The 15,795-nt window shown below is 59.8% G+C and carries 19 protein-coding genes; 9 read left to right on the top strand and 10 right to left on the bottom strand.

From position 1 onward, the window contains the following. Nucleotide 1 precedes the first annotated feature (1 nt). Both EHF33_RS09265 and EHF33_RS09260 read left to right on the top strand, forming a co-directional pair. The gene (locus EHF33_RS09265) at nucleotides 2-1,036 is read left to right on the top strand and encodes an endonuclease/exonuclease/phosphatase family protein (protein WP_124870425.1); all 1,035 of its coding nucleotides are present in this window, start codon (nucleotides 2-4) and stop codon (nucleotides 1,034-1,036) included. Nucleotides 1,037-1,087: 51 nt separating this feature from the next. Beyond that, nucleotides 1,088-1,834, top strand: a complete 747-nt coding sequence (locus tag EHF33_RS09260; RefSeq protein ID WP_124870422.1) for a PIG-L deacetylase family protein — start codon at nucleotides 1,088-1,090, stop codon at nucleotides 1,832-1,834. A 70-nt stretch (nucleotides 1,835-1,904) separates the two neighbouring features. Here EHF33_RS09260 and argR read toward each other — a convergent pair whose 3' ends face one another. The 3 genes from argR to rpoZ form a co-directional block, all read right to left on the bottom strand. After that, nucleotides 1,905-2,366: an arginine repressor gene (argR, locus tag EHF33_RS09255; protein WP_124870419.1), complete on the bottom strand. Its 462-nt coding sequence runs from the start codon at nucleotides 2,364-2,366 to the stop codon at nucleotides 1,905-1,907. A gap of 22 nt (nucleotides 2,367-2,388) precedes the next feature. Further along, nucleotides 2,389-3,624 (bottom strand): bifunctional phosphopantothenoylcysteine decarboxylase/phosphopantothenate--cysteine ligase CoaBC, encoded by a 1,236-nt coding sequence (coaBC, locus tag EHF33_RS09250; protein ID WP_277425525.1) that lies wholly within the window; start codon nucleotides 3,622-3,624, stop codon nucleotides 2,389-2,391. A gap of 116 nt (nucleotides 3,625-3,740) precedes the next feature. Continuing rightward, nucleotides 3,741-4,040 carry a DNA-directed RNA polymerase subunit omega gene (rpoZ, locus tag EHF33_RS09245; protein WP_124873026.1) on the bottom strand — a complete coding sequence of 100 codons (300 nt, stop codon included), beginning with the start codon at nucleotides 4,038-4,040 and terminating at the stop codon, nucleotides 3,741-3,743. Between the two features lie 389 nt (nucleotides 4,041-4,429). Here rpoZ and EHF33_RS09240 point away from each other — a divergent pair, with 389 nt between their 5' ends. Genes EHF33_RS09240 through EHF33_RS09235 form a run of 3 tightly spaced genes read left to right on the top strand, consistent with a single transcriptional unit; the run spans nucleotide 4,430 to nucleotide 6,035 of the window. Beyond that, a complete protein-coding gene (locus tag EHF33_RS09240) occupies nucleotides 4,430-5,362 on the top strand; it encodes a magnesium transporter CorA family protein (RefSeq protein WP_124870416.1) in 933 nt (310 codons plus the stop codon). A 54-nt stretch (nucleotides 5,363-5,416) separates the two neighbouring features. Further along, nucleotides 5,417-5,554, top strand: coding sequence for a hypothetical protein (locus tag EHF33_RS21095; RefSeq protein WP_164473446.1), 138 nt, complete (start codon nucleotides 5,417-5,419; stop codon nucleotides 5,552-5,554). A gap of 10 nt (nucleotides 5,555-5,564) precedes the next feature. Further along, nucleotides 5,565-6,035: a hypothetical protein gene (locus EHF33_RS09235; protein WP_124870413.1), complete on the top strand. Its 471-nt coding sequence runs from the start codon at nucleotides 5,565-5,567 to the stop codon at nucleotides 6,033-6,035. Between the two features lie 27 nt (nucleotides 6,036-6,062). Here the strand turns inward: EHF33_RS09235 and EHF33_RS09230 are convergent, their stop codons facing one another. After that, a complete protein-coding gene (locus tag EHF33_RS09230; protein WP_241191116.1) occupies nucleotides 6,063-7,067 on the bottom strand; it encodes a magnesium transporter CorA family protein in 1,005 nt (334 codons plus the stop codon). Between the two features lie 55 nt (nucleotides 7,068-7,122). On the opposite strand from EHF33_RS09230, the gene crcB reads away from it, so the two are divergent. Next, entirely contained in the window at nucleotides 7,123-7,509 is a 387-nt protein-coding gene (crcB, locus tag EHF33_RS09225; RefSeq protein WP_124870411.1) for a fluoride efflux transporter CrcB, read from the top strand. Between the two features lie 37 nt (nucleotides 7,510-7,546). Beyond that, on the top strand, nucleotides 7,547-8,731 hold the full coding sequence (xseA, locus tag EHF33_RS09220; protein WP_124870409.1) for an exodeoxyribonuclease VII large subunit: 1,185 nt from the start codon (nucleotides 7,547-7,549) through the stop codon (nucleotides 8,729-8,731). A gap of 159 nt (nucleotides 8,732-8,890) precedes the next feature. On the opposite strand, the gene rplI is transcribed toward xseA, so the two are convergent. The 4 genes from rplI to rpsF all read right to left on the bottom strand — a co-directional run bounded on the left by rplI (nucleotide 8,891) and on the right by rpsF (nucleotide 11,010). Continuing rightward, the gene (gene rplI / locus EHF33_RS09215; protein ID WP_124870406.1) at nucleotides 8,891-9,331 is read right to left on the bottom strand and encodes a 50S ribosomal protein L9; all 441 of its coding nucleotides are present in this window, start codon (nucleotides 9,329-9,331) and stop codon (nucleotides 8,891-8,893) included. An 8-nt stretch (nucleotides 9,332-9,339) separates the two neighbouring features. Then, a complete protein-coding gene (gene rpsR, locus EHF33_RS09210; RefSeq protein ID WP_124870403.1) occupies nucleotides 9,340-9,612 on the bottom strand; it encodes a 30S ribosomal protein S18 in 273 nt (90 codons plus the stop codon). Nucleotides 9,613-9,669: 57 nt separating this feature from the next. Then, a complete protein-coding gene (locus tag EHF33_RS09205; protein ID WP_124870400.1) occupies nucleotides 9,670-10,554 on the bottom strand; it encodes a single-stranded DNA-binding protein in 885 nt (294 codons plus the stop codon). A gap of 144 nt (nucleotides 10,555-10,698) precedes the next feature. Next, a complete protein-coding gene (gene rpsF / locus EHF33_RS09200) occupies nucleotides 10,699-11,010 on the bottom strand; it encodes a 30S ribosomal protein S6 (RefSeq protein ID WP_124870396.1) in 312 nt (103 codons plus the stop codon). 166 nt (nucleotides 11,011-11,176) lie between these two features. Between rpsF and EHF33_RS09195 the strand changes: the two genes are divergently transcribed. Continuing rightward, complete coding sequence (locus tag EHF33_RS09195) at nucleotides 11,177-12,211, top strand: AfsR/SARP family transcriptional regulator (RefSeq protein ID WP_124870393.1); 1,035 nt, start codon at nucleotides 11,177-11,179, stop codon at nucleotides 12,209-12,211. A gap of 415 nt (nucleotides 12,212-12,626) precedes the next feature. Next, nucleotides 12,627-13,295: a response regulator transcription factor gene (locus tag EHF33_RS09190; RefSeq protein WP_124870390.1), complete on the top strand. Its 669-nt coding sequence runs from the start codon at nucleotides 12,627-12,629 to the stop codon at nucleotides 13,293-13,295. A 468-nt stretch (nucleotides 13,296-13,763) separates the two neighbouring features. Here EHF33_RS09190 and EHF33_RS09185 read toward each other — a convergent pair whose 3' ends face one another. Continuing rightward, nucleotides 13,764-14,144 carry a Fur family transcriptional regulator gene (locus tag EHF33_RS09185; RefSeq protein ID WP_124870387.1) on the bottom strand — a complete coding sequence of 127 codons (381 nt, stop codon included), beginning with the start codon at nucleotides 14,142-14,144 and terminating at the stop codon, nucleotides 13,764-13,766. A gap of 112 nt (nucleotides 14,145-14,256) precedes the next feature. Continuing rightward, on the bottom strand, nucleotides 14,257-15,777 hold the full coding sequence (locus EHF33_RS09180; protein ID WP_124870383.1) for a potassium/proton antiporter: 1,521 nt from the start codon (nucleotides 15,775-15,777) through the stop codon (nucleotides 14,257-14,259). Nucleotides 15,778-15,795 lie beyond the last annotated feature (18 nt).

Raw genomic sequence — 15,795 nt, 5'->3', positions numbered from 1 at the left:
GATGCGCCGCTTCAAGTTGCCCCGCCTCCATCTGCCCCCGCTGAACGTCTCTCGCCTCGGCTGGGCGTATTTGCTGCTGCTGGCGCTGGTGTGGGCGCTGGGCGAGTGGGTGGCCGAGCGAACGCTGCCGACTTTGCTGCTGGCCTATGTGCCTCCGGTGCTGCTGGCTTGGCCCGCGCCAATTTTGCTGCTGCTGGTGCTGCTGAGACTGGTGCGGCGCGGCGACGTGCGCGGCCTTTTTCCGGCGCTGCTGTCATGCGGGGCGGCACTGTTTTATTTGGGTTTCACCTGGCACAGTGCCGAGCCTCCCCAGCCTAGTGATTTCAAATTGCTGACCTACAACATCGCTCGTGGAAGGCTCGGCAACGTCGAGCGGCTGTCCAACCAAATCCGCGCTGCAAATGCCGACATCATCACCCTGCAGGAAACCAACGGCGTGCGTTGGCCGTTTACCGACGAGCTTTTGGCCAAGTTGCCCGGCTACTTCGTTTCGCGCTCCGGCACGCTGGGGGCCGAAGTCGTCACGCTCAGCCGCTTTCCGGTGGTGTCCACCCGCGAAGTCGTTTTGCCCAACACCACCCGCCGCTTTCTGGTGACGCGTCTCAAGACCCCGCAGGGCGAATTGACGCTGATCAACCTGCACCTTTCAACCGTGATGCTCAGCAAAGTCTTGGACGGTGAAGCGATGACCACCCGCGGCAACCGGCAACAGCAGTTAGAAATTTTTCAGCGCGAAGCCGCCGCCATCAGCGGGCCGCTGATCGTCGCCGGAGACTTCAACACTCCGCCGCGTGGACGAATTTACCGCGCCCTGACCGCCGAGTTGAGTGACGCTTGGGACACGGCTGGGCGGGGCTTTGGCTACACCTTCATGGCCAGTTGGCCGGTGTTGCGAATTGACCATGTGCTCTCGCGCGGTTCCGCTGCTGTGAAGCTCAGTGCCGTGAGCGCCGAAGTGCAGCCTGCTGGCGGCAGCGATCACCGGGCGCTCTTAGTCGTGCTGCGCTTCACGCCTCAACAAACCCAGCTCCCATAGAGTGACGCGTCTCGTTTACGCTCTCACTGCGCCGGGAGTATGCTGGCCGCTATGCGAATCATGGCTGTGTTTGCCCATCCTGATGACGAAATAGGCTGTATCGGCACCCTCGCCAAGCACGCGGCACGCGGCGACGAAGTGATGTTGGTCTGGACGACTTTGGGCGAACTCGCTTCACAATTTGGCGACGCCCCGCACGAAGAAGTCACCAAAATTCGCCGCCAGCACGGCGCGTGGGTGGCCGACAAGATCGGCGCTCAGCACCACTTTCTCGATATGGGCGACAGCCGCATGACCGGTAGCCGCGCCGAGGGGTTGCAACTCGCCCGCCTCTACGCTCAGTTTCGGCCCAATGCCGTCATCACCTGGAGCGACGACCACCCTCACCCCGACCACCGCATGAGCGCCAAAATCGCTTACGACGCCATCACCTTGGCCCGCATTCCTAAAATCATTAACGAAGCCGATCCGGTTTTGCCGCCGCCCGATCTGAGCGACACGCCGAATTTGGAAAGCGGCGAAGAAGTTCAGAAGCGCGAGCCCTGGCGCGAGAGCATCCGTTTCTACCAGTACTACGCGCCCGCCAGCCCCTATCCCGAAGTCCTGATCAACGTAGAAGATACGTTGGAGGTGGCCGCCGAGGTGATGGGCTTTTATCAAGACTTTTACAAGTGGGCTTGGAGCTCCGAGCAGTTCCGCGAGGGCCGTGAGCGCACCGGGCAACTCGGCGGTGTTAAGGCGGCGGAGCGTTTCAATGTCCGCATGGCCCACCTGCGGGCGCGGGACTTTCTGGACTGATCCTCAACTCAGAAGCCGCCGCCGACTTAAGGTGGGCGCAGCCAGAGTCACCAACTCAGGCGAGGCATTCTCATCCCAGCATCAAGTCGTGAAATTCTTCGAGGAGCGTCTCGCCTTCCTCAATGCTGCGGGCCACCACGAAGATGGTGTCTTCTCCGGCGATGGTGCCCACAATGTCGTCGCGGCTGAGCTTGTCGAGCAGCAGGGCAATGCCCGAAGCGTGGCCCTCGGCGGTGCGGATCACCAGCATGTTCTCGCCCCGGTCAACGTCATGCACCATGTTTTGAAACAGGCGGGCGAGTTCGCCTTCCAAGTTCTCGTTGCCGCGCACCTGCGCCAGCGAGTAGCGGTGCCGCCCTTTGCCCATCGGCACCCGCACCAAGCGCAGCTCGTTAATATCGCGGCTGACGGTGGCCTGCGTCACCTGAACGCCCTCTGAGAGTAAGCGTTCTACCAACTCGCCCTGGGTAGAGACATTTTCGCGGGCAATAATTTCTTGAATACGCTTTTGGCGCTGATCCTTGCTGAGCATAGGCGGGCATTCTAGCGCATAATTATGCAGTAGAATGCTGCATATACACTTGCAAAGCTTCGTCCAGCAATCGGGTGGCCACCTCGCGTTTGCTCAGGCGCGGCCACTCTTCAAAGCTGCCGTTCGGGCGCACCAAGGTGACTTGGTTGTCGTCGCCGCCAAACGAGGTGCCCTGCTGGGTAGGGTAGTTGAGCAAAATAAAGTCGGCGTTTTTGCGCTGCGCTTTGAGGGCCGCCCGCTCCACACCTGCGTGCGTCTCCATTGCAAAGCCGACGAGCACCCGTCCGCCTTTCTCGCGGCCCAGCGCAGCCAGAATGTCGGGGTTGGGCGTCAGGTGGATACTGACCTCACCCGCCGTTTTGGCTTCCTTCTCAGTCTTTGGGGTGGCGGCGCGGTAATCGGCCACGGCCGCCGTCATCACCACGATCTCGGCGTCTTGAGCGGCCTCCAGCACCGCAGCGTGCATCTCTAGGGCGCTTTCCACCTTGACCAGTGTGATGCCCGCCGGGTCGGGCAAATTCACTGGCCCGCTCACCAAAGTTACGGCTGCCCCGCGTGCTTGGGCTTCTAGGGCCACTGCGTACCCCATTTTGCCGCTGCTGGGATTGGAAATAAAGCGCACTGGATCGAGGTATTCGCGGGTAGGGCCAGCCGAAACGACCAAGCTCAGCCCTTTGAGGTCTGGAGTATGGGCAGGGCCGGAAGCCTTGAGCAGTTCCAGCGCCGCCGCCGCGATTTCTTCCGGCTCGGCCATCCGGCCTACACCCGCGCCCTCGCCCAGCGTGCCGAATGCGCCGTGCTGCGGGCCCAAAAAGTGGTGGCCCCAATTTTTCAAGGTCTGGGCGTTGGCCGCTACGGCGGGGTGTGTCCACATTTTTTCGTTCATCGCCGGAACCCACAGCACCTTGCCGCGCACGCTCAGCAGGGTGGCGCTGGCCAGATCGGAGGCCAGGCCATGCGCGGCGCGGGCCAGCAGGTCGGCGCTGGCTCCCACGATCACGCTGATGTCTGCGCGGGCGAGGGTCAGGTGTTGAGCGTCGGGTCTGGCTTCAAACCAAGTCGCGTCGGTGGCGATCTCGCGCCCTGCTGCCGCCGTAAGGCTCAGCGGCGTGACAAACTCAAGCGCGGCGCGGGTGGCGATCACGTCCACCTCGAAGCCAGCTTCCCGCAGCCGCCGCAGCACACTCGGCGCTTTGACGGCCGCCATGCTGCCCGCCACGATAACGAGGGCGCGGGGTGAAAAATCAGATGTACTCACCGCCCCAGCTTAGCGGAAGGAACAAAAGAAAGCGGCGGGAAGGAGAGCTTCTCTCCGCTCCTTTCCCGCCGCCTTTTACAGGCTAATTGCTCAGTCCATTGACTCAGCCGAGATAATCAGTCGCGTTCGCGTTCGCGCTCAGCGTTGAGCTGGGCCTGCAACTGGGCCTGGCGCTGGCGCTGGTAATCTTGCTGGAAGCGGCTTTCGTCGATCAGTTGCTCGCCCACTGTCAGCTTGCCGGTGGCCAGTTCGCGCATGGCCTGCGTCACGAGGTTGTGGGTTCTGGCCTTCACATCCGGCGGCAACACGCTGGGCGCACCGGCTTTGAGCTGAATGGCGCGTTTGGCCGTCACCACCGATAAGCGGTACTTGCTGTCGGTCAGGCTAAGGAGCTTGTCAATATCTTGTTCGGCCATAAAAAACCTCGTCACTCGCGCAGGAGTTTAACTAGAAGGAATCGCTGCAAAAAAGTCAGGCGCGGCCCGCGAGAAGCAAATGCGGGCAGCGGTTCAGCCGCTTACTCTAGCGCATTTGGAGGGCCCCAATGAGGCTTGCCTTACCCCCAAAGGCTGGGCTAGCATGACGGGCGGCCAAAAGCGCAGCGTCCGGCCCAGAACTTCAGCACCCAAGAGGCAGGTGAGCGGCATGGTGAACGACAACGAACAACCCCCCAGTATGGCTTCCGTTGTGGCCACTGGGCCGCGCCACCGTGTTTTACTGCTGCCGTTTTCAGTTCGGAGGTTGCCATGTGCTACTTTGCTGCACTCTTTAAATTTTATTCTGATGTGATCTGCGGCGCTTTGCCATGCTGACCTATTACCGCAGTGTGGGCGGTAAGCTCACCATTTTGGACACCTACACCGACGGCTGCTGGATAGATGCGCAGGCTCCCAGCGCCGAAGAACTTGCCCGTGTGGCGCGTGAGACGGGCCTTGACCTCGATTACCTGAGCTACCCGCTCGATCCTGACGAACGCGCCCGCTTCGAGCGCGAAGACAATCAACTGCTGATCATCATGCAGACCAGTTACCGCCTCGGCGAGGACTCGGACATTCCTTACGACACCGTGCCGCTGGGCATCTTGCACAACGATCACTGCGTGGTGACCGTCTGTTCAATGGCCAATCCGGTGGTCAAGGACGTGATCAATGGAATGGTCAGGCAAGTCAGCACGGGCAAGCGCAACCGTCTCACTTTGCAGCTTTTCTTGCGGAGTGCCCAGCGCTTTTTGATCGACGTGCGGCATATCAATAAACAAGTCGACCGCACTGAAGACAAACTCGAAAACTCCACCCGCAACCAAGAACTCTTGGAACTTCTCAAGCTGGAAAAGAGCTTGGTGTATTTCATGACGGGTCTGCGGGCCAACGAAGCCATGATGGAGCGGGTCAAACGTGACCGCATCTTTGAACTCTACGAAGAAGACCGCGACCTCCTCGACGACGTGCTGATTGAAAATTTGCAGGCTATTGAAATGGTCGGCATTGCCAGTAACATCCTGACCAGCATGGCGGGCGCGTTTGCCAGCATCATCAGCAACAACGTCAACCAAGTGGTGAAGTTCTTGACCATCAGCACCATTTTGATTGCCATTCCGACGCTCATCACCGGCATTTTCGGCATGAACGTGCCGCTGCCTTACCAGGACAAAGCTTGGATGACGCTGGCGATTTTCATCTTTATGGGCCTGACATTGACTCTGGTGGTGTGGTTAATGAAGCGCTGGGACGTGTTTTAGAGCGGGTAGTGAGTGTCAGAAGTCTGCCAGAGCGGGCGGCCTAGACTCGGCGCTATGGGCGTATGGGGTTTGCTGGGCGGGATTGCGAGTTTTGCCATCGGGGTGGTGCAAATGCTGGCGGGTGATTGGCGCGGAGCACTCTGGACGGTGCTGGGCGTGGCCCTGATGTACGTTCGGGCACGCCGGCGCTAAACTCCTTATTGTGAAATCTTTCTTGCGCTCATCTCCCCTGCTGCTCACGGTTTCGCTGCTGTGCGCCTGTGCGCCCGCCGCCACCAAGACCGCTGGCAACTCGGTCAACACTGCCGACAATCCGCTGCGGCCCGGCGACGTGTACGTGCTGACGGGCACCGATCAAAATGGCAAAGCCTTTGACGGCAAACTCAAGCTTACCCAAGCCAAAACCCAGTACAGTCCGGCGCGGCAGCAGTATTTCGTGGACGCCGACAAAGGCTACCTCGTCACCAACAGCGGCGGCATCATTGCTGAAGCTTGGTTGAAAGTCGGCGCGAGCTACGTGGTCTGCGTGCCGGACGAAAACGAAACCCGTTTGCCGTACCGGGGCTCGTCTTTGCGGGGAACCAACAGCGAAATCACGGCAATTATCAACAAGTACAGCGGCACCGACAGCAGTTATTACGGTGGGAGCAGGTGCTTGATCAGTAAAGGCTAAGCGGCTCCCCTCTCCTTACCTCCTGCCTCACCACCAGCCCCGGCGCTTGAAATACAGCGCCATGATCAGGCCCACCAACACGAAGCTGCCCCAAGCGAGGGCGTAGCCGTAAGGCCACTGCAATTCCGGCATGAACTTAAAATTCATGCCCCACACGCCCGCCAGAAAGGTCAGCGGCAAAAAAATGGTGCTGACCACCGTTAGGGTGCGGATCACTTCGTTCATGCGCTGCCCCTGAAAACCCAGTGACATGTCGAGTAGGCTGGTCAGCGCCTCGCGCTCGCCCTCTAAACGCAGTACGGCGCGGTCGAGGTTGCTCAGGGCGTCGCGGTAAAGAATAGCGTCGCCGCCCTCGGCGTGGCCGTGACGCACCAGCAGCAGCAGCGCTTCGCGGGCGTCGCTGCACAAGCGCCTCACCTTTGCAAGGTCGTGCTTGTATTCAAAGACGGTGGTGATCAGGTCTCGCGGCTCGTTCTTGAAGACCTGCTCCTGCATTCCTTCAATGCGGGTTTCCAGGGCATTGGCATAAAGGCCAAAGGTATCGGTGCCGTGTTCCAGCAGCTCGTAGGCCACTTCGGCGGGCGTGTTGACCGACTCGCGGCCCACCATTTTCCACACGTCGCCGAGGTACAGCGTGCCGCGCCGCGAAATGCTGAGGATGCTGCCGACCTCGTGCGCGGCGCTGGGTTGAAACAAAAACAAGCTGATCCGCTCGGTAAATTCGTCGCACTCCTCGGGCTTGGAGAGGGTGCGGTAGGTGATGAAATCGTGGGCCGGATACGACTCGAAGCGGCTCCAATGGCCTTCTTCCTGCGCGTCTTCCATCGCCAGCGGGTGCAGGGGAAACGCAGCGCGAATGGACTGCCATTCTTCGGGCGTTGGAGCCTGCACATCCACCCAGACGTTTTGCGGCACGGGTTTTTGCGAATCGGAGGTCTTTTGCTCGGCTGAGCTGGCGGGCGCGGCGTGCAGCAGGGCCAGCACCTGCGCCCAGTCCAACTCCTCGCCGCTGAGCGTTTTGGCGCGTATCACGCCGCAAGTTTAGCGCCCTGAGCCAAAGCCCGTGTCTGGCGTTATCCTGCTGGGCATGACTGCCCAAGCCGCCCTTCTCGTCGCGCTCGGCGGAGCAGCCGGGGCTGTGACCCGCTACGCCCTGAGCCTGTGGATCGTGAGCCTGCTGAGCCGCTCAGCTTGGGCCGCCTTTCCCTTCGCCACGCTGCTGATCAACGTTTCCGGTTCGTTCGTGCTGGCTTTTTTGCTGACTGCAATCGGGCGCGGGGTGTTGCCGCCCGAATTGAGATTGCCGCTGGGTGTGGGCTTTCTGGGCGCTTACACGACTTTTTCGACCTTCAGCGTAGAACTTGACGGCCTCTTGCTGCGCGGCGAGTGGGGCAGGGTCGCGCTTTACTTGCTGGGCAATGTGGGGCTGGGAATGGGAGCGGCGTTGGCGGGACGGCTGCTGGCTTTGCGCTAACGGCTTGACGTTAATGCCAGTGCGCTAGCCTGCGCTTATGCCTTCCGCCGCTCCCCAAACCACCCTCAATTTGCGCGACCTGCTCTTTTATGTGGAGCAAGTCCTTTCACGCGGTATTCCCGGCGCGGTGTGGGTCAGGGCCGAAATTGCCTCGCTGACCGACCGCCGCCACCTTTACCTCGATCTGGTGCAAGTCGGCGAAGACGGGCGCGAAGTCGCCAAGTGCCGGGCAACGCTGTGGGCACGTGAGCGCTTTGCCTTAGAAGCCAAGTTCCGCCGCGCCACCGGAGGCGTGCTGATGGCCGGAATGAGCGTGTTGCTGTTTGTCACTGCCGAGTTTCACCCGCAGTACGGCTTTTCGCTGCACATCCTCGACGCCTCGCCGGAATTTACCTTGGGCGACGCCGCGCTGCGCCTGGACGAACTCCGCAAAACGCTGGCCCGTGAAAAGTTGCTCGACAAAAACCGCTCGCTGCCCATCCCGCAAGACTTCACCCGCTTGCTGGTGCTCAGCCCGACGAAGGCGGCAGGCCTCGGAGACTTTCGGGGCGAACTCGACCGCTTACAGGGAGCGGGCGTGCTGGACGTGCAGTATTTTGAAGCCACCTTTCAGGGCGTGGCTGCCGAAGCCAGTTTGCTAGGCGCTCTAACAGCGGCCCTCGACGCCCACGCGGAGGAGGCGGCCGACGCTCTGGTCATTATTCGCGGTGGCGGGGCCAGCTTAGATTTGGCGTGGCTCAACAGCGAAGTGCTGGCCCGCGCTGTGGCAGCGTTTCCCATGCCGGTCATCACTGGCATCGGCCACGCCCGCGACGACACCATTCTGGATGAACTCGCCAACGTGCGAACAGACACGCCCAGCAAAGCGGCGGCGTACATCGTCGGCACCGTCGTCGAGCGGGTTGAGGAAACGCTGGCAGCCTATCAGACCATTCGTTTGTACAGCCGCGAGGTGCTGGGTCAGGCTGAAAGCGGCACCGAGCGGCTTAACGAGCGTATCCACCGCGCCGCCCGCACCACGCTGGACGCCGCTTCTGCCAGCTTGGATGCCACCATGCGCCAGGTTCTCGGCCTGACACCGGAGCGCACCCTGGCACGCGGCTACGCTCTGGTCAGAAACGCGGCGGGAGAGGTGGTGACGCGGGCCGGGCAAGTCAGCGCGGGTCAAGCGCTTGAGTTGAGCTTTGTGGACGGCGCGGTGGATGTGGTGGCAGGTGGCTAGGACATTTTGAACAGCCGAAGCGAATACGTCTTGTCGGTGACGGTGGCGTAGCGCTGGCCCCAGAAGGCTGGGACGCTTCAGCCCATAGCCCTCAAAGCCAAAAAGCACGCCCCTCCGTAGTGGAAGGGCGTGCTTTTGAATTGAAGTGAGGCTTAGAGCTTACTTCTTGGCGTGAATAATCAGCTTAAACGGCACACTCACTTCGGAGTGGGCACGGTAAGCAATTTCGTACTCGCCAATTTCTTTGACGGCTTTGGGCATGTCCAGCTTGCGGCGGTCAACCTCAAAGCCCTTCTCTGCAAGCGCGGCGGCCACGTCGGCGTGGGTCACTGCACCGTAGATTTTGCCTTCGCCGGCTTTGACGCTGAGTTCGACGCTGAGGTCTTTCATGCGCTCAGCCATATTCTCGGCGGCTTTCTTCTCTTGGGCCAGCACTTTGTTACGCGATTTGATCCGCGCTTCCAAGCTCTGCATGTTGTTTTTGTTGGCGGGCAGGGCCATGCCCTGAGGGATCAGGAAGTTGCGGGCGTAACCAGCTTTGACGTCCACCACTTCACCGACCTGCCCCAGTCGGCCCGGTTCGAGCAAGATAATCTGCATAAGTATCCTTACTTCCGAACCAGTTTCTCGGTGTAGGGCAAGAGTGCGAGCTGACGCGCCAACTTGACAGTCTGGGCGATGCGGCGCTGGTGCTTGGCCGAGAGGCCGGTGCGGCGGCGGGGCAAGATTTTGCCGGTGTCGGAGACGAAGCGGCGCAGCATCTTGACATCTTTGTAGTCGGTGATTTCGAGTTCGCCGATGGCAAACGGATCAACCTTGGGCTTACGGGGGCGCTTGGGCCCTTTGGCACGCGGTTTGCGGTCACGGTCAGTTTGGGTCATGGTGTCCTTAAGGGTGGTGCATCCTGCCTGACCTCAACGGCCTTCAAAAGGTGAGGTTTAAAACGGCAGGTCTTCTTCCGGCGGAAAATCATCGAGGCCCTGATCAATATCTAAGCCTGCCGAACGGTTCCCCTGCGGCGATGCTGCCGCCCGCGCTGGTGGTGCGCTGCGCGTCGGTGCGCTGCCCGTGGCCTGCATACGGGGCGCACTGGAGGTGGCTGCGGGTGTGCCGACACCCACGCCTCGGGCTAAGGCTTCAACTTTCGTTGCCTCTACTTTGGTGGTGTTGCGCTTGTTGCCGTCTTTGTCTTGCCAACTGTCGTTGACCAGCCGTCCCTGAATCAGCACCGGGTCGCCTTTGCTGAGGTTCTGGCAAGCTTCTGCCAACTCCCGCCACAAGGTAATGTCGATCCAGTGGGTCTTCTCTTGCTGGTTGCCGTTCCGGTCTTTCCAGGTTTCGTTTACCGCCATGCTCAGGCCGAGAACCGCGTCCCCGGTGGGGGTGTAGCGCAGTTCGGGATCACGGGCAAGGTTGCCGACCACCATTACGGTGTTCCAGCCGCCGCCCATCCGCACGCCGCCGCCAGCGTCTTGAACCAACTCTGGCTGAGTGCCGAGCGATTCCATCCGCAGCGCTTTGACGCGCACCTGCGAGCGTTTGCCGCCTTCGGGCGCTTCCCACTGGCTGTAATCCAAGGTGCCTTCCACCAAAACCGGGTCTCCGGCCTTGAGGTTGCGCTCAGATTGCCACTCGGCGGGCTTACCCAAAATGCTAACGCGGTGATACCAGGGCAACTTGCGCTCTTTGCCGTCATTGCCCATCAGGTGATCTTCGCCAGCAATCGTGGCTTCAAACACCGGCACCCCGCTGGGGGTGTAGCGCAATTCGGGGTCGCGGGCAAGGCTGCCAACCAGATAAACGTGATTCATTCCACGGGCCATGTGAGTTCTCCTGTACGTACTAATCGTAGCTAATGGGCTTGGGGCTGGTTGCGGGCGTGGCCTGGGTGTACGAATACACGAAGGTAAGACAAGGTTAACAAAATCGGGGCGTTACGTCAAGAGCGTAACAAAGGAAAGGGCAGATCAAGCTTTCTTGGTCTTCCACTCCGGGCGGTCTTTGACCACCAAGACGCGGCGCACGTTGTCGCGCAGACGCAAGCTGGCAGCGATGTCCTTTTCGGGATCGCCGGCGGCCTTGATGGTGTACATCAAGTAGTAGCCCTCGCGGTCTTTCTGAATCGGGTACGCCATCCGGCGGTTACCCGCGTCGTCGAGGTTCATCACTTCGGCTCCGGCGTTTTGCACGGCGTTGCTGATGTAATCTTTCTCGATTTGAAGCTGATCCCCGCTCAAATTGGGGTTGAGAATCAGGTTGAGATCGTATTGATTTTGCATAGTTTCACCTCCTGTTTTGTGTGATTCGGTGCGTGGGTACAAAGGAGCAGACACGCAATTTAACAGTGTAGCAGACGAGGCGCGGCGGCGCAAAGGCTTATGCCTTTTTCGTCCTCTGTGCGGCTTATCTGACAGGGCGGGCGCATCAAGCTGTTACACTTCTCATATGCCGCGTATCTTGGTGGTGGACGACGACGCTGCCATCCTTAAACTCATCAGCGTTATTCTCTCGCGGGCTGGCCACGAAGTCCGCACCAGCAGCCATCCGGTTGAAGCGCTGGAAATGCTCAACGTGTTTACCCCCGATTTGGTCATCAGCGACGTGGTGATGCCGTACATGACCGGCCTAGAATTTTTGGAACAGGTGCGGGCCAATGAAAAGCGATCGGCCATGCCGTTTATGCTGCTGTCGAGCCACGCCGAGCGCGGCGACGTGCGGCGCGGTATGAACTTGGGAGCCGACGATTATCTGCCCAAGCCGTTCACGCCCCAAGATTTGCTGACGGCCATCGACGCCCGACTAAGGCGTGCGGGTTTGGCGGCGCAGGGAGCCAGCGGCACTGAAGCCAAGGCGCTGGGCACCGCCCAAGTCATCTGGAAGGGTGACGGTGTTTCTTGGGTGTCGCGCAAAGCTCTGGAGCTGTTCTTTTACTTGCTCGAACACAAAGAAGTCACCAGTTGGCAAGCTGCCGAAGCGCTCTGGCCCGAAAAAGACGAAGCGCGGGCCAGCAGCTTGTTCCACACGACCCTGCACCGCTTGAGGCGTTCGCTGAGCAACGAAGCGGTGGTCAGCACCAACCGCCGCTATACCCTCTCCGAGGAAATCAATCCGACTTACGATGCCAAGCGCTTTGAACTTTTGGCTAAGCAGGCCGAAGCGGGCAGTCTCGGCTTGGAGGAGTTGCGCGAACTCTCCAGCATGTACGGCGAATTTTTGCCGGGAGTCGACTCGCCCTGGGCCGACGATGTGCGCTCGCGTCTCGAACAAGCCCAGCTCTCGGTGCTGAGCCTCGCTGCCCGCGCCGCCGGAGAAGCGGGCCGGGTCAAAGACGCCGCGCAGTTTCACCAGCGGGCGCTGACGATTGATCCCCTCAGCGAGCAAGATTGGAATGGACTTGCCAAGGCGCTCAGCGCTCTCGGTGATCCCCGCGCAAGGCTGGCCGCTCAGCGTGAAGCGTGGTGGGCTGTAGATCTGGACTGATTCTAAATCGATGAAGGGCGTTTTCTAATTCAATGAGACGGCTCATGGTGCTGTTCGCCGTCTTATGAAGATAAGCGTTAATACGGCATTGTAGGGCAATCTTTTGTGGAAATGTGGCGGACGCCACGCTTTGGCTGCTTCGTCTCCGAGACTTTTTCACGGCTGTGCAAGCCACTCCCAGAGGCCCAGATGAAGCTCCCTGGGGGTGTGTTTTTTAGCCCACGTCCAGATTCAAGTGATGAGCGCCTTTAGGCAATTCACATCCCCAACTCTCGTTGCGCTAAGAGCTTATTAAGGGAGCATAAATCAGCTCAGGGGCAGCGCTTAACCGCTGGCGGGCTACCTTCATTAAGATGACCCCTAAGCATCGGAAAGGCGCTGAGGCTTCTCCCCACCTCAGTGAAGATGAATTATTATGGAACAACGCATTCTCCTGATTGAAGACAACCCCGACATCACCCGCGTGGTGCAGTACGAACTTGAGCAAGCGGGCTACCGCGTTTTGACTGCGCCCGACGGCGTGACTGGCCTGACCAGCGCCCGTGAAAACGCTCCTGACTTGGTGATCCTCGACCTCGGCCTGCCTGACTTCGACGGCGCTGAGATTGCCCGCCGCCTGCGTAAAACCAGCGCGGTGCCGATTATTATTTTGACGGCGATGGACGCGGTAGACCGCAAAGTCAACTTGCTGGAAGCCGGCGCTGACGACTACATGACCAAGCCCTTTCATCCTGAAGAACTGGTGGCCCGCGTCAAAGTGCAGTTGCGCCACCAGCAGCACGGCGAGGTCATTCAGATCGGCGCACTGGAAATTCACCCGCAAAAGCGGCTGTGTCATTACAACGGCCACGAAGTTCGCCTCTCGCCCAAAGAGTTTGATCTGCTGACTTTTCTGGCGCGGCAACCGGGCCGGGTCTACTCGCGCCAAGAGATCGAGCGCGAGGTCTGGAACGGCGAACTGCCCAGCAACAGCAACGTGGTCGACGTTCACATGGCCAATATGCGGGCCAAGCTGCGCGACCTCGACGGCTACGGAATTATTCGCACGGTACGCGGGATTGGGTACGCGCTCAAGACACCCTGATTGGGCGAGTAAATCTTCAAACTTTGAACAAGTTGACGCCGTATCTTTTGTACTACCGGCGTCATTATTTATTGAGACTAAACCCAGTAAACGCCAGACAATTCGAGGGCTGTTTCGAAAAGCTGTGAACGGATACAGGCAAGCGCCGCCGTGCTCGCTGGCGTTTTTACTTTCCTCTCATTGGCCACTAGAGTATTTTACGCAGCGTCATTCAGGCCTTACCGGACTACGCTCATATCATCTCAATATGATGGACAGTGGCCCTTCACAGTAGATCCAGTCATTATCTACTGAGTTGATTTTCACAGTAATTCTGTTTGGATCCCTTTTCCAACGGGTACGAAGTCCAACCTGGCAATGCTGCCAGAAGAACCAAAGAATCCGGCTGTTCTTCTCATACCTTGATCGTGAAGCCAGATAAAGACGCTTCTGATTTTGTCGAGATGGGAAGGAAGTTTTATTCCTGACCTACTGGCACTCAGCGCAAAAGCCGTGAACTTCTAGTCTCACGTCGGCCACTTGAAAGCCGCTGGGCAACTGGCTGGGCGGCAGGTGCGGCGCGTCTTTGACTTCGAGATCGAAGATGGCTCCGCACGAACGGCAGACCGCATGGTGGTGGTGATCGTCGCGCCGAAAATCGTAACGGGTGGCCTGCCCAGCCCGCTCAATCGTCACGGCCAAGCCGCCTGCGACCAGAGCGTCGAGGGTGCGGTAAACCGTGCCGAGGCTGATGCTGGGCAAGTCTTGGCGCACCGCTTTGTGGATAGAAGCCGCGTCAGGATGGCTGCGGGTGGTCTGCAGCGCCTGAAGCACCGCCTGCCTTTGCCGCGTATTTCGAACCATCGTCATGGACTGAGTCTAGCAAAAATGCGGCGGGACGCTTGTAACGTCGAGAAGTGGGTCTTGGGGTGCGCCAACAGCTTGAAGTTGGCCGCCTTTGCCTTCCTTGGAAACAGGCCCTTCAAGCTTTACCCTCTTTGCTCAGGGAAAGCAGTTTTAAGGTCTGGATCCGATTGGCGCTCAACAAAGTCTCCGCGCCCAGCTTGGCCTGCACCGCCCGCAAGTCCTCACCAATCGCCAGCACCAACACGCTGTCTCCGGCCTGAAGAGTGGTGGCTCCTTTGGGAACCAAAAATTCGCCGCCCCGGTGTACCAAAATCACCAGCGCACCGGGCGGCAATCTCAAATCCATAATCCGCTTGCCGTCGGCCTCGCTGCCCACCTTGACGTCCACCTCGGTCATGTCATTCCGGCCCGTGCCGGTGGGCCGGTAAGCAATCGGGTAAACCGGGCGCTCAGGAATTGCCTCGCGCACTTTGAGGAGCCGGGCCACCGCCGTGAGGGTGGTGCCTTGCAGCAGCACGCTGGTCAGCACGATGAAAAAGACCACGTTAAACAGGATCTTCGCGCCGGGAACACCCGAGAGCAGCGGGAAGGTCGCCAGCACAATTGGCACCGCGCCGCGCAGGCCCACCCACGCCACCATGCTTTTGTCGCGCTTAGGCATTTTGGAAGCGGCCAGACTCAAGTACACGCTGACGGGCCTTGCCACAAACACCAAAAACAGCGAGCAGGCTAGCGCCAGCCCAGCGGTGGGCAGCAGTTCGTGCGGATTGACCAGCAGCCCCAGCATCAAGAACATGGCAATTTGCATCAGCCACGACACGCCGTCCAGAAAATCAAGGACGCTGCGCTTGTGAATAAAGTCGGCGTTGCCCAGCACCAATCCAGCGATATACACCGCCAAAAAGCCGCTGCCGTGAACGCTGGCCGCTGCGCCGAAAATCATCAACGCCAGCGCAATCACCATCACCGAATACAGGCCCTCGAATTGCAAATTGAGTTTGTTGATGGCCCACAAGCTCACCCGCCCCAGCACGTAGCCGAACAGCGCTCCCAGCAGCATTTCCTGAAAAAAACTCGGCACGATGGAAAAAGCGCTTAGCTCAGGCTTTTGGATCAGGGTAATCAGGCCCAGCGTCAAAAAGACGGCCATCGGGTCGTTGCCGCCGGATTCGAGTTCGAGGAGCGGGGTAATTTCGCCGCGCAGTCCCAGCCGCCGCTCCTTGAGCACCGTAAACACGGCGCTGGCATCGGTAGAGCTGACCACTGCGCCCAGTAGCAGGGCGGTGAGCCAGGGTATTCCAAACACGAAGTGGGCAAACGCGCCCATCAGGCCGGTGCTGGACAGCACGCCGAGGGTTGCCAGCGACAAGCTCTTTTTGAGAACGGGCCGCACCAGCAACCACTCGGTACTCAAGCCGCCCTGAAACAAAATAAAGCACAGCGCCACTGTTCCGGCCCACTGCGCGAACAAGTAATTGCTGAATTCGATGCCGCCGGGGCCGTCGCTGCCCGACAGCATCCCCACGCCCAGAAACAGCAGCAAACCCGGCACGCCCAGCCGCCCCGAAGCTTTGCTGCCCACGATACTAGCCAGCAGCAGCGCTCCGGCGATCAAAATGTAAAAGCCGCCGCTCACGCTGCCTGCTTCCGTTTA

It is taken from the genome of Deinococcus psychrotolerans (genome assembly GCF_003860465.1).
Lineage (GTDB): Bacteria > Deinococcota > Deinococci > Deinococcales > Deinococcaceae > Deinococcus > Deinococcus psychrotolerans.
The sequence above is the reverse complement of the archived record's forward strand: the minus strand, read 5'-3'. Positions and strand labels throughout refer to the sequence as shown.